General features: G+C 60.1%; 11 protein-coding genes. 7 read left to right on the top strand and 4 right to left on the bottom strand.

Annotation, left to right across the window (positions count from 1 at the left end; translation table 11 throughout):
- Nucleotides 1-123: 123 nt before the first annotated feature.
- From ampH to fucO, 3 genes are all read left to right on the top strand, one after another.
- A complete protein-coding gene (gene ampH / locus ACXKZG_RS03210) occupies nt 124-1,317 on the top strand; it encodes a D-alanyl-D-alanine-carboxypeptidase/endopeptidase AmpH (RefSeq protein WP_134822788.1) in 1,194 nt (397 codons plus the stop codon).
- 338 nt (nt 1,318-1,655) lie between these two features.
- A complete protein-coding gene (locus ACXKZG_RS03205; RefSeq protein WP_488875683.1) occupies nt 1,656-3,257 on the top strand; it encodes an APC family permease in 1,602 nt (533 codons plus the stop codon).
- 137 nt (nt 3,258-3,394) lie between these two features.
- A complete protein-coding gene (gene fucO, locus ACXKZG_RS03200; RefSeq protein WP_013203911.1) occupies nt 3,395-4,546 on the top strand; it encodes a lactaldehyde reductase in 1,152 nt (383 codons plus the stop codon).
- On the opposite strand, the gene ACXKZG_RS03195 is transcribed toward fucO, so the two are convergent.
- Entirely contained in the window at nt 4,518-5,606 is a 1,089-nt protein-coding gene (locus tag ACXKZG_RS03195; RefSeq protein WP_488875682.1) for a LacI family DNA-binding transcriptional regulator, read from the bottom strand. The two genes, fucO and ACXKZG_RS03195, sit on opposite strands and share 29 nt — an antisense overlap.
- Before the next feature lie 201 nt (nt 5,607-5,807).
- Between ACXKZG_RS03195 and ACXKZG_RS03190 the strand changes: the two genes are divergently transcribed.
- The 4 genes from ACXKZG_RS03190 to ACXKZG_RS03175 all read left to right on the top strand — a co-directional run bounded on the left by ACXKZG_RS03190 (nt 5,808) and on the right by ACXKZG_RS03175 (nt 9,464).
- Nucleotides 5,808-6,638: an ABC transporter substrate-binding protein gene (locus ACXKZG_RS03190; protein WP_488875681.1), complete on the top strand. Its 831-nt coding sequence runs from the start codon at nt 5,808-5,810 to the stop codon at nt 6,636-6,638.
- 62 nt (nt 6,639-6,700) lie between these two features.
- Nucleotides 6,701-7,513 carry an amino acid ABC transporter permease gene (locus ACXKZG_RS03185; RefSeq protein WP_013203914.1) on the top strand — a complete coding sequence of 271 codons (813 nt, stop codon included), beginning with the start codon at nt 6,701-6,703 and terminating at the stop codon, nt 7,511-7,513.
- 1 nt (nt 7,514) lies between these two features.
- Complete coding sequence (locus ACXKZG_RS03180) at nt 7,515-8,288, top strand: amino acid ABC transporter ATP-binding protein (protein ID WP_346567190.1); 774 nt, start codon at nt 7,515-7,517, stop codon at nt 8,286-8,288.
- A 57-nt stretch (nt 8,289-8,345) separates the two neighbouring features.
- Nucleotides 8,346-9,464, top strand: coding sequence for an NAD(P)/FAD-dependent oxidoreductase (locus ACXKZG_RS03175; RefSeq protein WP_488875680.1), 1,119 nt, complete (start codon nt 8,346-8,348; stop codon nt 9,462-9,464).
- A gap of 109 nt (nt 9,465-9,573) precedes the next feature.
- On the opposite strand, the gene ACXKZG_RS03170 is transcribed toward ACXKZG_RS03175, so the two are convergent.
- The 3 genes from ACXKZG_RS03170 to ACXKZG_RS03160 are packed head-to-tail and all read right to left on the bottom strand — an operon-like array spanning nt 9,574 to nt 13,262.
- Complete coding sequence (locus ACXKZG_RS03170) at nt 9,574-10,782, bottom strand: aminotransferase class I/II-fold pyridoxal phosphate-dependent enzyme (RefSeq protein WP_488875679.1); 1,209 nt, start codon at nt 10,780-10,782, stop codon at nt 9,574-9,576.
- Between the two features lie 47 nt (nt 10,783-10,829).
- Nucleotides 10,830-12,137 carry an LLM class flavin-dependent oxidoreductase gene (locus tag ACXKZG_RS03165; RefSeq protein WP_471720958.1) on the bottom strand — a complete coding sequence of 436 codons (1,308 nt, stop codon included), beginning with the start codon at nt 12,135-12,137 and terminating at the stop codon, nt 10,830-10,832.
- A 54-nt stretch (nt 12,138-12,191) separates the two neighbouring features.
- Nucleotides 12,192-13,262, bottom strand: a complete 1,071-nt coding sequence (locus ACXKZG_RS03160; protein ID WP_134822797.1) for an iron-containing alcohol dehydrogenase family protein — start codon at nt 13,260-13,262, stop codon at nt 12,192-12,194.
- Between the last annotated feature and the right edge of the window lie 322 nt (nt 13,263-13,584).

Genomic DNA, 13,584 nt, shown 5'->3' with positions numbered 1-13,584 from the left:
GAGGGCACGCCTGTGCCCTCTTGATACAAATTTGTGGCGAAAGTCGCTGATAAAAGCACGCTGACGGCTTTTTAAGCCGGGTTAAAACAGATTACTATAAGGTTTCTCTTAAGCCTGACTCAGATGGATGACCGCACGTTGAAACCCCTTCTTCACCGTTTGCTGGCACTAATGCTTGTTGCCCTTCCGCTTAGCGGCATGGCAGCGAGAACCAGCCCCGACCCGCTTCTTGCGTCCCAGATTGTTGACCGCTACGCGCAGAACATCTTCTACAACACCAAGGCAACCGGCATGGCGATGGTGGCAATTGATGCCAACCAGCGCGTTTTTGCCAGCCAGGGTTATGTCCGTCCAGGCAGCAACGTGCGCCCGCAGAAAGACTCGGTGATCCGCATTGCCTCGCTGACCAAACTGCTGACCAGCGAACTGCTGGTGAAGCTCTCTGAACAGGGCGTGGTTCGCCTTGACGATCCGTTAAGCAAATATGCCCCTGCCGGCAGCAGCGTGCCGGGTTACGCCGGGCAAACCATTCGCCTGATCAACCTGGCGACGCACACCAGCGGCCTGCCTCGCGAACAGCCTGGCGGCAAGGCGCAGCGTCCGGTGTTTGTCTGGCCGACGCATGCTCAGCGCTGGAACTGGCTGGACAATGCCCAGCTGAAAGCCGCGCCGGGCAGTCAGGCGGCCTACTCGAACCTTGCCTTCGATCTGCTGGGTGATGCGCTGTCTAAAGCCTCCGGCGTGCCCTATCCGGCGCTGCTTCAGCGTGAAATTACCCGTCCGCTGGGCATGAAGGACACCACCTTTACGCCGTCACCGGACCAGTGTCGTCGCCTGATGGTGGCCGCGAAAGGCGCCAGCCCGTGCATGAATACGCTGGCGGCGATTGGCAGCGGCGGCATTTACTCGACGCCGGATGATATGGGCCGCTGGATGCAGCAGTTCCTTTCCTCCGACGTGCATCCGCGCACGCCGCAGGCCGACCGCATTCAGACCATGATTTATCAGCGCGACCAGTTAAGCAGAGTCATCGGCATGGATGTGCCGGGCAAAGCCACGGCGCTGGGCATGGGTTGGGTATATATGGCCCCTCAGGGCGGCCGTCCTGGCATCATCCAGAAAACCGGCGGTGGCGGTGGCTTTATTACCTATATGGCAATGGTGCCGCAGTACAGCGTTGGCGTGTTTATTGTGGTCACCCGCTCGGCGCAAACCCACTTCACGCCGATGAGCGATGGGGTGAATAATCTGCTGACCGAATTAATCGGCAATACGCCTGACAGTGCGCAATTAGCGGCCAGCATTATGTCCAACTAATATGCGATTCACCCGGCGGACGCCTTAAATCCGCCGGGAATAAGCCACGAATATATCTGGATGTAAATATCCATTATAAAGTTTAAATAATGGATCATCCGGGTGCGCAGCGCACTACTGGCGCTCACCGCCTTTTTTCTCCGCGAATGTATTAAACCCCCTCCGCAATTATTCCGCCCGTATTACGCCCTTATTTCATCAGAAACTCACCGGTAAATTAATACCGTCACGCGCCGTTATTTTTACTGGCACGTAATATGCTACATCCCCCTTTTACCGTATTACCCAAAATAGAAAGCGGTAAGCAATAACCCGCGACATCACATCATGAGGTTCCTATGGCGAAGGCGGCATTTAAACAAAAGTTAGGGTTGGTTGATCTCAGCCTGTTGGGGATCGGCTCGATGATCGGCTCCGGCTGGCTGTATGCGGCGCTGACCAGCTCCGGTTATGCCGGGGCACAGACCGGATGGGCATGGATTTTAGGGGCAATTATCGTGCTGATGATTGGCCTGGCGTTTGCCGAGCTTTCTGCCGCCATTCCGCGCGCCGGCGGCTTTGTGCGTTACCCCAACTTCTCACACGGCAACGTGGTCGGCTTTGTGATCGGCGTCAGTTCGTTGCTGGCCTACACCAGCACCGCCGGGGTGGAAGTGGAAGCGGTGCGTCAGTATGCCCAGTACTGGTGGCCGGCGGTCAGTAACAGCGCGGGCGGCCCGACGGCGTTGGGCTTCGCGGTGCAGATCCTGCTGCTGGTCGGCTTCTTCCTGCTGAACTACTGGAGCGTCAGCTTCTTTGGCCGGGTGAACACCATCGTCACCACCTTCAAATTCATCGTGCCGCTGCTGACCATCGGCACGCTGTTTATGTATTACCACGGCGCAAACCTTGATGTGCCACCACCGCCACCGGGCGGCGCGCATGGCATCTTCACCTCGCTGACCGGTGCCGGCATCGTGTTTGCCTATCTCGGCTTCCGTCAGGCGGTGGACTTCGCCAGTGAGGCCAAAAATCCGCAGCGCAACGTGCCGCTGTCGATCATCATCGCCATCGCGGTGAGCTTCGTGATCTATATCGCCCTGCAATATGCGTTTATGGGTGCGGTTCCGTCCGAAGCGCTGTCGGCGCACGGCTGGGATGGTCTGAAGCAGGTATTCCAGTCGCCGTATGCCGATCTGGCGCGCAGCCTGGGGATCACCTGGCTGATTAACCTGATCCTCGTCGATGCGGTGATCTCTCCGGCCGGTACCGGCAATATTTACCTCGCCGGGGCCAGCCGCGTGCTGTTTGCCTGGGCGCGTAACGGCCACCTGTTTAAAATCTTTGGTGAAGTGGATGCCAAATCCGGCGTGCCGCGCGGCGCGCTATGGCTGTCACTGATCCTGTCGATTGCCTGGACGCTGCCGTCGGAGTTCCAGGTGTGGGGCGGATTGATTGGTGCCGTTACCTCGGCCACCGTGTTCACCTATATGCCAGGCCCGATCACCCTGGGCGCCTTCCGTCGTCATCTGCCGGATATGCCCCGTCCGTTCCGCCTGCCGGTTGCCGCCATCCTCAGCCCGCTGGCGTTTGTCGCCAGTACGCTGCTAATTTACTGGAGCGGCTGGTCGGTTAACGAAATCCTGATCCCGATTCTGGTGCTGGCGTGGGTGGGCTATGCGCTATTCGGTAAGAAGTCGGACACCTCAGGCCGCGATCTGAAATGCGCCTGGTGGTTGCTGGTCTACTATCTGCTGGTGCTGATCCTGTCGTATCTCGGCACCTTTGGCGGCATCAATGCGATCGCGTCGCCGACCGATATGATCCTGGTGACTATCGCCTCTCTGGTTTGTTACTACTGGGGCGTGGCGGCCAGCCTGTCGGTGCCCGAAATCACCGATGATGAAGAAATTTCCACCGACGCTGACGAAAAACCGTCCGGCAAATATGCCCACAATTAATCCATCGCGTTAACCTCACCAGGGCGAGAAAAACTCGCCCTGGACTGATCTCCATCAATACCCCACCGGCTATTTCCTGCGCATATTTCCCCCCGACCTCTCGAGTAATAATAAAAACCTTCAAGGCAGGAGCCGATATGCAACACAGAATGGTATTGAATGAAACAGCCTGGTTTGGTGCGGGATCGATCGCGCAAATCGTCAGTGAAGTGAACAAACGCCACTTTACCAAAGCGTTGCTGGTGACCGACAAAGCGCTGATGAAAGCTGGCGTGGTGGAGAAAGTCACCGCGCTGCTCGACCGTCACCATCTGCCCTATATGATTTATGACGAGGTGGTGCCGAACCCGACCATCAGCGTGGTGCAGCAGGGCGTGGAGCTGTTTAAAACCGCCGGCGCTGACTACCTGATCGCCATCGGCGGCGGCTCTCCACAGGACACGGCAAAAGCCATCGGCATCATTATCAATAACCCGGAATTTGCCGACGTGCGCAGCCTTGAAGGCTTCGCCGACACCCGCAACCCGTCAGTACCAATCATTGCTGTTCCCACCACCGCCGGCACCGCTGCCGAAGTCACCATCAACTACGTGATCACCGATGAAGAGAACCGCCGCAAATTCGTCTGCATCGATCCGCACGATATTCCGGTGGTGGCGATCGTCGATGCCGAAATGATGGCCAGTATGCCACCCTCGCTGAAAGCGGCCACCGGCATTGATGCCCTGACCCATGCGATTGAAGGCTTTACCACCAAAGGCGCGTGGGAGTTAACCGATGCGCTGCACCTGAAGGCGATGCAGATTATCAGCCGCTCGCTGCGGGCGTCGGTCGCAGGCGAAGCCAAGGGTGTGGAAGATATGGCGCTGGGACAGTATATCGCCGGCATGGGCTTTTCTAACGTCGGGCTGGGGCTGGTTCACGGCATGGCGCATCCGCTGGGGGCGTTTTACAACGTGCCGCACGGCGTGGCCAACGCCATTATCCTGCCGCACGTAATGGCATGGAATGCCGAATACACCGGCGAAAAATACCGTGATATTGCCCGGGCGATGAACGTCCCAAGAGTTTGCGGCTTGAGCCTGAGCGAAGTGCGGGTGGCGGCGGTCGACGCGGTGAAACAGCTGTCCGCCGACGTCGGCATCCCCGCCAGGCTGCGTGATGTCGGCATGAAAGAAGAAGACATTGCCGCGCTGGCGCAGGCGGCACTGGACGATGTTTGCACCGGCGGCAACCCGCGCGACGCCACGCTGGCCGATATTACCGAGCTGTATCGCCAGCTGTACTGACCGGACCAACCGACCCCCGGCGGATAAAACGGGGAGTGAAAGTGGGCTGGGAGCCGGCATCATCGCCACGGATTTGTGAAATCACGCGGCGGGCGGCTTCCCGGCCCATCTCATACACCGGCTGCTCAATCACCGACAGCGGCGGCGACACGATTTCCGTCCACGGGAAATTGTCATACATCACAAACGACAAATCCTGCGGGATCCGCAGCCCGCGCAGCGCGAATTCACGCATCAGCGACTGGGCGATCAGGCTGTCTGAGGCGACAATCGCCGACGGCGGCGGGCCATTCTCAAACAGTTCCGCGACAATCTTGCCGATTGCCGCATCATCAATCGCATCGGTTTTAATCATCTCCGGCAGGAAGGTCACGCCCGCCTGCAGAAACGCCCGTTCCATGCCCGCCACACGCTGCGCCACCGGGGTCAGCCCCAAATCCTCCGGCTGCTGATAGCCGCCCTCGCACTGCATGCTGGTGACATAGGCAATCCGCCGGTGTCCCAGTTCCAGCAGCTGCTGCGTGGCTTCCTGTGCCGCAGGCGTAAAGTCCACGCCGATCACCTCCACATCCAGATCGTAAACGCCCCGATCGAACAGCGTCAGCGCACAGCCATCCGCCAGAATCTGCGCCAGATGCGGATTGTCTCCGGCCGCCGAGCTGCAGGGCGCGACGATAATGCCGTCCACGCGCTTATCCAGCATCACCCGCACCGCTTCCTGTTCGATGTCCACCTGCTCATCGCTGTTGCTGAGGATCACATGGTAACCCGCCTGGCGCGCCACGTCGGAGATGCCGCGCAGCGCGAGGCCAAAGTGCGGATTTTCGATATCGCCGACAATCACCCCCAGCGTGTTCGAGCGTCCGGTGTTCATGCTGCGCGCCAGCTCGTTGGGGCGATAGCCTAAGCGGCTGGCGGCATCGGTCACGCGGGTGGCCACCTCGTCACTCACTGCGCCATAGCCGCCCAACGCGCGGGCGGCCTGCGCTTTCGACACGTTCGCTTCGCGGGCCACATCGGCGACGGTCGGGGCTTTGGCCCGTGCTGCTGCTCTGGTCATAATAATTTCGAATCACATGTTGAGTGGATGAAGATTGACGGCTTTTACCGGCTGTGTCTACTATCACTATAGCTGACTTGAGACCGGTCTCACAACCACCCTGTCGCCCTTCAGCCACCTGCATTGAGACCGGTCTCATACTAATAAACCGATCCGCTCTCAATAGTCGTTGATGTTATCCACAACAAAAACGGACTGACTATGAAATCGCATAAGCCCCTGATCGCTCTGGCCGCTTCCCTTCTCGCGGCGGTCTCTTTATTCACCAACGCTGCTTCGGCGGCCAGTAATGACAATCCCTATGGTTTGATTGAGCCCGGCCACCTGCGCGTCGCCAGCCTTGGCGATGCCAAACCCTATACCTTCACCGATGCCAACGGCCAGTTCACCGGCTTCGACGTCGAGTTCTTTACCGACGTGGCGCACCGCATCGGCATCAACAACGTGGACTTTATCGGCCAGGACTTTGCCGGGATTTTGCCGGCGGTGGCGAACGGTCAGTACGACGCGGGCGTGGCGGCGATTGGCATCACCAAAGCGCGCGAGCAGACGGTGGACTTTTCCTCCGGCTATCTGGCGGGTTACCTGACGGTGCTGACCAGCAAAACCTCCGGGGTGAAGAACGTCGATACGCTGGCCAAACACCGGCTGGCGGTGATCCAGGGCACCCTGCAGGAGTCTTATGCGGTCGATCACTTTAAACAGACCGACCTGGTGCGCTTCCCGGATAACAACGCGGCGATCTCGGCGATGAACAACGGCACGGTGGATGCGGTGTTCCTCGATTATGAGTCGGCCAAAACCTACGCCGACCGTTATGACCTGATCCATGCCGCAGACATTCCGTCGTTTGACGCGCCGGCCGGTTTTGCCATCGCCAAAAACAAGCTGGCGTTCAAAACCGCGCTGGATAAAGCGATTAAGTCGGCGATGGAAGATGGCACCTGGAAACGCCTGTATGAGAAATGGTTCCCGGGCTCGCCGATGCCGAAACAGTATCTCCCTGCCGCTGACCAGACCAGCCAGTCCTGAAAACGCGCCCCTTTACCCGGCGGCGTGACCTTCGCGCCGCCTAAAGAAAGTGAGTCCTTGCTATGGATATTTTCGAGATCCTGAGGAAAACGTTTTTCGACTTTCCGTCGATGTTACAGGTTCTGCCGCAGCTGCTCGGCACCGGGCTGATCAACACGCTGATCATCTCCCTCTGCGCCACCGTGCTGGGCACCTCAATCGGCCTGCTGCTGGCGCTGATGGGCATTTCGCCGTCCCGCTGGCTGCGCATTCCTGCCCGCCTCTATACCGACCTGTTTCGCGGTTTGCCGTCGATCCTCACCATCCTGCTGATCGGCCAGGGCTTGGCCCGCTTCAGCTATCAGATTTTTGGCCCCAGCCCCTATCCGCTGGGGATTTTCGCCCTGAGCCTGATTGCCAGCGCCTATATGGGCGAGATTTTCCGCGCGGGGATCCAAAGCGTGGAACGCGGGCAGCTGGAGGCCTGCCGCGCGCTGGGCATGAGCTACGCCCGCGCCATGAGCCTGATCATCATTCCGCAGGGCATCCGTCGCGTGTTACCGGCGGTGGTGAATCAGTTTATTGCCATCATCAAAGACTCCTCGCTGGTGTATCTGCTTGGGCTGATGGTCAACGAACGCGAGCTGTTCCGCGTCGGCCAGGATGCGGCAGTGCTGACCGGCAACCTGTCACCGCTGATGCTGGCCGGGCTGTTCTACCTGATGATCACCGTGCCGATGACCCATCTGGTGAACTATGTCGATGCCCGTTACCGCACCGGACGCCGCAAAGCGACCGCGCCACAAAGCGGGCTGAAAGAAGTGGACGAAGTGCAGCAACGCAACGCGCTTGCCACCCATCCTGCGTCGCAGCTGACGCCCGACAGAGGACAATAAGATGCTGAAGCAGACTTCCCCGGCAGCGCCGGTCGAGGAGCGCGCGTTTCACGGCGCCAGCCTTGAGCTGCGCGACCTGACGCTGGCCTACGGCGAGATTGAGGTGCTGCGCAAGGTGTCGATCAGCGTCGCACCGGGCACCACCACCTGCATTATTGGCCCGTCCGGCTCGGGAAAATCGACCCTGCTGCGCGGCATCAACCGGCTACACGAGCCGAAATCCGGCGATGTGTTGCTGGCTGGCCGTTCAGTGTTGAAAGAGAACCCCGACGCGCTGCGGCTGCGCATTGGCATGGTGTTCCAGCACTTCAATCTGTTCCCGGACCACAGCGCCTTGCAGAACGTCGCGCTGGCCCCGTGGAAAATCAAAGGATTGCCGAAAAAGCAGGCCTTTAAGCTGGCGGCAGACCGGCTGAATGAAGTGGGCCTGACCACCCGCGCCGACCACCGCCCGCGCGATCTGTCCGGCGGCCAGCAGCAGCGCGTGGCGATTGCCCGGGCGCTGGCGATGGATCCGCAGGTGATGCTGTTTGATGAGGCGACCTCTGCCCTCGATCCCGAGCTGGTGAAAGGGGTGCTGACGCTGATGGCCGACCTGTGCACGCGCGGCATGACCATGGTGGTGGTGACCCATGAAATGGGCTTTGCCCGCAAGGTTGCCGACCAGGTGGTGTTTATGGATGAAGGTGAAATTGTCGAAAGCGGCACGCCGGAGCAGATCTTCGACCGACCGCAATCGGCCCGTTTGCGCCAGTTTCTTTCGGAAGTGCTGTAACGCCCTGTTGGCCGTTGACCGCCTCTTACTCTGTCTGACTGATAAGGAATTTGTTCTATGGCTGTAACCGCTTCAAGCAAAACCGTTGCCGTGATCGGCGGCGGCATTATCGGCGTTTCCATCGCCACCCATTTGCAGCGCTTTGGCGCACAGGTCACGCTGATTACCGAGGCTGAGCCTGCCTCCGGCGCGTCCGGCCGCTCGCTGGCCTGGCTGAATTCTGCGGGTGAGCGCTCACTTGCCTACCATAATCTGCGCATGGCCGGGATCGACCGCTATCGCACGCTGTTTTCTCAGCAGCCCGACGTCGACTGGCTGCGTTTTGACGGCGGCCTGTGCTGGAGCAAAAACGACGAGGCCGGCAGCCTGGCGCGTCATGCTTATGAAGCGGCCCACGGCTATGCCTCGGTGCTGGTTGGGCCCGACACCGTCGACCGCTTTACGCCGAATATCGCCACCGGGGCGATGGCCGCCACCGCCATCTTCAATCCCGGCGAGGGCTGGGTCAGCCTGCCGCCGCTGATTAGCCAGCTGCTGGCCGAGTTCAAGGCCGCAGGCGGCAAGCTGGTTGAGCAGGCCGGGAAAGCCACGGTGCAAACCGACAGCGCAGGACGTGCCACCGGCGTGTCCACCCATGCGGCCGGTGCGTTTTCCGCCGGGGTGGTGGTGGTGGCCTGTGGACCTAATACCCCTGAGGTAGTGAAGCCGCTGGGCGTGACCATCCCCAACGGTTCGCCCGTCTCAATGCTGGTGACCAGCGAACCGGTCGATCACGGGCTGAAAGCGGTGCTGAATACGCCAAGATCGGCGGTGCGACCCAATCCGGGCAGTACGTTAGTGATGGATCATGACTGGTATGAAGCGCAGTTTACCCAGGATGCCGCAGGCAACTATCAGATCCCGCAGGCGGTGGTCACTGAGCTGATGGCGGAGACGACAAAGCTGCTGGCCGGGCATCCGCCGTTGCAAGCCGCTGGCTGGAAGGCCGGTCTGAAGCCGATCCCGGGCGATGGCGATCCGGTGCTGGGTGAACTGGAAAAAGTGCCGGGCTGCTATGTCGCCTTCACCCATTCAGGCGCCACGCTGGGGCTGATTGTTGGCGAGCTGCTGGCCGGGGAAATTGTCAGTGGGGAGAAACATCCGATGCTGGCGGCGTTCCGCGCAGAGCGGTTTTAAGGGGTCAGGCGTAACCGGATACGAGGTTACGCCCGACTTTATCGTGAAGTTAACCTCACCATTATCCTGAGGTTACACCGACCGTTATCGCAAGGTTACGCCCCGTCGATCACGCCTTGCGCAGCTGCCCGAACGCGGTCTGGATGCGGCGACCGGCTTCGCGTACCGACGCCAGGTCCGTCGCAATCGACAGGCGGAAATACGGCGACAGGCCATAGGCGCTGCCTGCCACCCCGGACACGCCGCTCTCCAGTAAATAGCTCAGCACATCCTCTTCACTTGCCAGCGTGCGGCCATCGGGCCGGATGCGACCCAGCACGTCCGCGCAGCGGCACAACACAAAGAAGGCCCCGGCCGGCGAGCTGACGCTGAGGCCATCCACCGTGCTCAGTGCGTCCACCAGGCTGTCGCGACGTTGCTGATAAGCCGCAAGCTGAGGCACCAGAAAATCCAGCCCGCCGTTAAAGGCCGCCACCGCCGCAGCCTGGCTGACCGATCCGGCCCCCGAGCTGTTTTGCGACTGAACCACCGCCATCGCGTCGGTCAGGACCTTCGGGCCCGCGCCGAAGCCAATGCGCCAGCCGGTCATGGCGTAGGTTTTCGACACCCCGCCCACCAGCAAAATACGATCCTTCAGGTCCGGCGCAACGTTCAGCAGGCTTTGATGCTGGCGGCCATCGAACAGCACGTGCTCATACAACTCATCCAGCAATACCAGCACCTGCGGATGCTGGCGCAGCACCGCCGCTAGCGCCGACAGTTCGGCGGCGTCATACACCGCGCCGCTGGGATTACCCGGCGAGTTCAGCACCAGCCAGCGGGTTTTCGGCCCAATCGCTGCCGCTAACTGCTGCGGTTGCAGCTTAAAGCCCTGCTCCAGCGGGCAATCCAGCAGCACCGGCTCACCGCCGTTAAACTTCACGCTGTCCGGAAAAGTCGGCCAGTAAGGCACCGGCACCAGCACTTCATCGCCGTCATTCAGCGTGGCGGCGAAGGCGTTAAAGATGATCTGCTTGGCGCCGTTGGCGATCACAATCTGGTTGATGTCATACGCCAGCTGATTTTCGCGCAACAGTTTACGCTGCACCGCCTGACGCAGCGCCGGCGTGCCGGGCGTCGGCGTGTAGTTGGTCTCGCCGCGCGCAATCGCCTGACATGCCGCCTGCTTGATATGTTCAGGCGTATCGAAATCGGGCTCACCCACCGTAAGATCGAGAATATCCACCCCTTCCGCCTGCAGGCGCTGGGTGAGCTGACGGGCGGCAGCATTCGCCGACAGGGAAACGCGCTGAACACGGCGGGACAGGGTAATGGTCATGAAGAGATCTCGCGGTTAAGCCGGAGCGCATCCGGCTGAGAAAAGGATCAGTTGTAGTCGGGCAGCCCGAGGTTTTCGCGCAGGGTGTTGAACTGATACTGCTCGCGGAACAGGCCACGGCGCTGCAACTCCGGCACCACCCGCTCGATAAACAGATCCAGCTGCTCCGGCACGGTGGCAGGCATGATGTTAAAGCCGTCCGCCGCCGACTGCTCGAGCCACTGCTGGAAGTCATCGGCGATATCTTCGGCCGTGCCCACTACCACGCGATGCCCACGGGATCCGGCGGCTACCGCTGCCAGCTCGCGCAGGGTCAGGTTGTCGCGTTTCGCCATCTCGGTAAACAGCCGCACCCGGCTCTGGTTACCCTCGCCTTCCGGCGCATCCGGCACCGGGCCGTCCAGCGGATACTGGCTGAGATCGAGGCCAAAGCGTGCCGACAGCTGGCGCAGGCCATTCTCAATATCCACCAGCGAATTCAGCGCTTTCCAGGTCGCCTGCGCCTCTTCGCGGGTTCTGCCAACAATCGGCATCACGCCCGGCAAAATCAGCAGATGATCCGGATTGCGTCCGGCGTCTTTCACCCGCTGCTTCTGGGAGCGGTAAAACGCCTGACCTTCTTCCAGGCTGGCGGACGCGGTAAACACCACTTCGGCGGTTTCCGCCGCCAGCGCCTGACCATCCTCCGAAGAACCGGCTTCAATGATCACCGGCCGTCCCTGCGGCGAACGGGAGATATTCAGCGGGCCCTGCACCTGATAATGCTCGCCCTGATGGTTAATGGCCTTGATCTTGTCATCAACAAAATAGCTGCCGCTGGCGGCATCCGGTTGCACCGCGCCCTCTTCCCAGGCTTCCCACAGCTTGAAGGAGACCTCGAGGAATTCGCGCGCTTTGGCATAGCGTTCCGCATGGCCCGGCATATCGTCGCGGCTGAAGTTGCGCGCCACGTCGGTGGAGAACGAGGTCACCACATTCCAGGCCGCACGGCCACGGCTGATATGGTCAATCGACGAGAAGCTGCGCGCGAGGGTAAAGGGATCGCTGAAGGTGGTGGAAGCGGTGGCCGCCAGGCCGATATGTTTGGTTGATACCGCCAGCGCCGACAGTAAGGTCAGCGGCTCAAGGCGCGCCATGGTGGATGGCAGGCGGTGCACGCTGGTAGCCAGCGCATCACCGACGAAAAACATATCAAACAGGCCGGCTTCGGCCTTCTGCGCAATCTGGATCAGCCAGTCGATATCGGTCGGCGAACCCAGCTGGCGGGTCAGACGCCAGCCGCTGACGTGCTGCCCCAACGGCTGAACAAACAAACCCAGGCGAAGCTGGCGGGGTGAAGACGGAGTCGGTTGCATAATCAGTCCTGGAATAATAAAGCGCACGCCAACACGGCCTGCGTCTGAAAAGGGTTAGCCAATTTCGGTCGCCAGCAAGGCTTTTTCCAGCGTGGCCGGGGAAATCTCGAACGGCAGACGCGCGGCGCTGGCGGGCGAAAATTTCACTTCGCGGGCGATGCGTTGGATCGCCTCTGTGCGGTTGCCGATCAGCGGTGCCAGGGTTAACGGCGCATCGTACTGTCGCAGTAGCGCCAGCAAACCGGCGTCGGGCTGGCCATCCGGCTGCTGCATTCGCGACTGCACCAGCAGGCTGAAGCCGACTTTCTCACCGTGCAGCCAGTCGTGCAGCTCGGGCTGATGCGTCAGACGGTTGTGAATGGCGTGGGCAAAACCCGGCGTCGGATCGGCATCGCGAATGCTGTTGGCCATACCGGCTAACACAATGCAGCCTTCAATGACTTTCTCCAGCGCGGGCGTAACCTGGCCCTGCTGATTATCCCGCACCGCCTGCTCGCCCCATTGTGCGAACACTTCCACCGCCTGACGGGCCATCAGCGCCTTCAAATTCAGCGCCAGGTTGTCCGGGTTATGCCGCTGATAGGGCTGAAATTCATACCACTTGGCCAGCGCATCGACGATGCCCGCTTTCAGGAAACGGACGTCGCTGCGGGCAATGATTTCGCTGTCCACCAGCACCAGCTCGGGCATCTGGCTTAACGGCTGGCTGCGCTGATGGGCACCGCTGGCGGTATAGAGAATGCTGATCGGTGACCAGGCGGCGCAGGTGGCGGCCAGCGTTGGCAGGGTGACAATCTTCACCTCGTCCAGCGCGTTACCGACGGCTTTCGCCGTATCCAGCACGCGCCCGCCGCCGATGCCCAGCACCAGCGTGCTGCCATGCGCCTGCATCTCCGCCGTCAAATCCGCGATTGCCACCTCCGTACATTCAGTGGTGAGCATCGCCAGCTGATAGCGGATGCCGGCGGCGGCCAGGCTGTTTTCCAGTTCCGGGTTAACGGCCTGCCAGGCCGCCGGGCTGGAAATAATGAAAATCCTGTTCGCCAGCGGGGAAATTAATTCACCCACCCGCGCGCGAATACCGGGAAGTTGCGAATACTGTTTAGGGGATTTTATTGAAAACACGCTGTGACCTTTTAATTTATTCTGCGTGGAACCGGGCGAACTTTTTCCCTGAAACGTTTTACCTGAAACGGGCTGACTGCTGAGAAAGTGGTTGTCTGCCTTGCTACCAGCGGCGCTTCATTCATCATGCTACAAAGAAAAGTGCAGAAGCAATCAGGCATTCCCGATCCTTTACGACAAATTCGCAAGAGCTTATGCAAATAAAAGCTATAGGGATAAATAGCTTGCTGTGCGAAATTTAAAGACGGCATGATTATTCTCAACGCTTGCGAAACAGCATGACGAATAATAAAAAACGGCACTGAATCTTTTTATTTCCAGT

The organism is Erwinia sp. 2186, from assembly GCF_057812255.1.
This window is presented reverse-complemented; position numbering and strand designations above follow the sequence as displayed.

What these genes read in the sequence shown, in the direction of transcription:
- ampH (WP_134822788.1), top strand. Translation starts at nt 124, where the DNA reads ATGGATGACCGCACGTTGAAACCCCTTCTTCACCGTTTGCTGGCACTA.
- ACXKZG_RS03205 (WP_488875683.1), top strand. Translation starts at nt 1,656, where the DNA reads ATGGCGAAGGCGGCATTTAAACAAAAGTTAGGGTTGGTTGATCTCAGC.
- fucO (WP_013203911.1), top strand. Translation starts at nt 3,395, where the DNA reads ATGCAACACAGAATGGTATTGAATGAAACAGCCTGGTTTGGTGCGGGA.
- ACXKZG_RS03195 (WP_488875682.1), bottom strand. Translation starts at nt 5,606, where the DNA reads ATGACCAGAGCAGCAGCACGGGCCAAAGCCCCGACCGTCGCCGATGTG.
- ACXKZG_RS03190 (WP_488875681.1), top strand. Translation starts at nt 5,808, where the DNA reads ATGAAATCGCATAAGCCCCTGATCGCTCTGGCCGCTTCCCTTCTCGCG.
- ACXKZG_RS03185 (WP_013203914.1), top strand. Translation starts at nt 6,701, where the DNA reads ATGGATATTTTCGAGATCCTGAGGAAAACGTTTTTCGACTTTCCGTCG.
- ACXKZG_RS03180 (WP_346567190.1), top strand. Translation starts at nt 7,515, where the DNA reads ATGCTGAAGCAGACTTCCCCGGCAGCGCCGGTCGAGGAGCGCGCGTTT.
- ACXKZG_RS03175 (WP_488875680.1), top strand. Translation starts at nt 8,346, where the DNA reads ATGGCTGTAACCGCTTCAAGCAAAACCGTTGCCGTGATCGGCGGCGGC.
- ACXKZG_RS03170 (WP_488875679.1), bottom strand. Translation starts at nt 10,782, where the DNA reads ATGACCATTACCCTGTCCCGCCGTGTTCAGCGCGTTTCCCTGTCGGCG.
- ACXKZG_RS03165 (WP_471720958.1), bottom strand. Translation starts at nt 12,137, where the DNA reads ATGCAACCGACTCCGTCTTCACCCCGCCAGCTTCGCCTGGGTTTGTTT.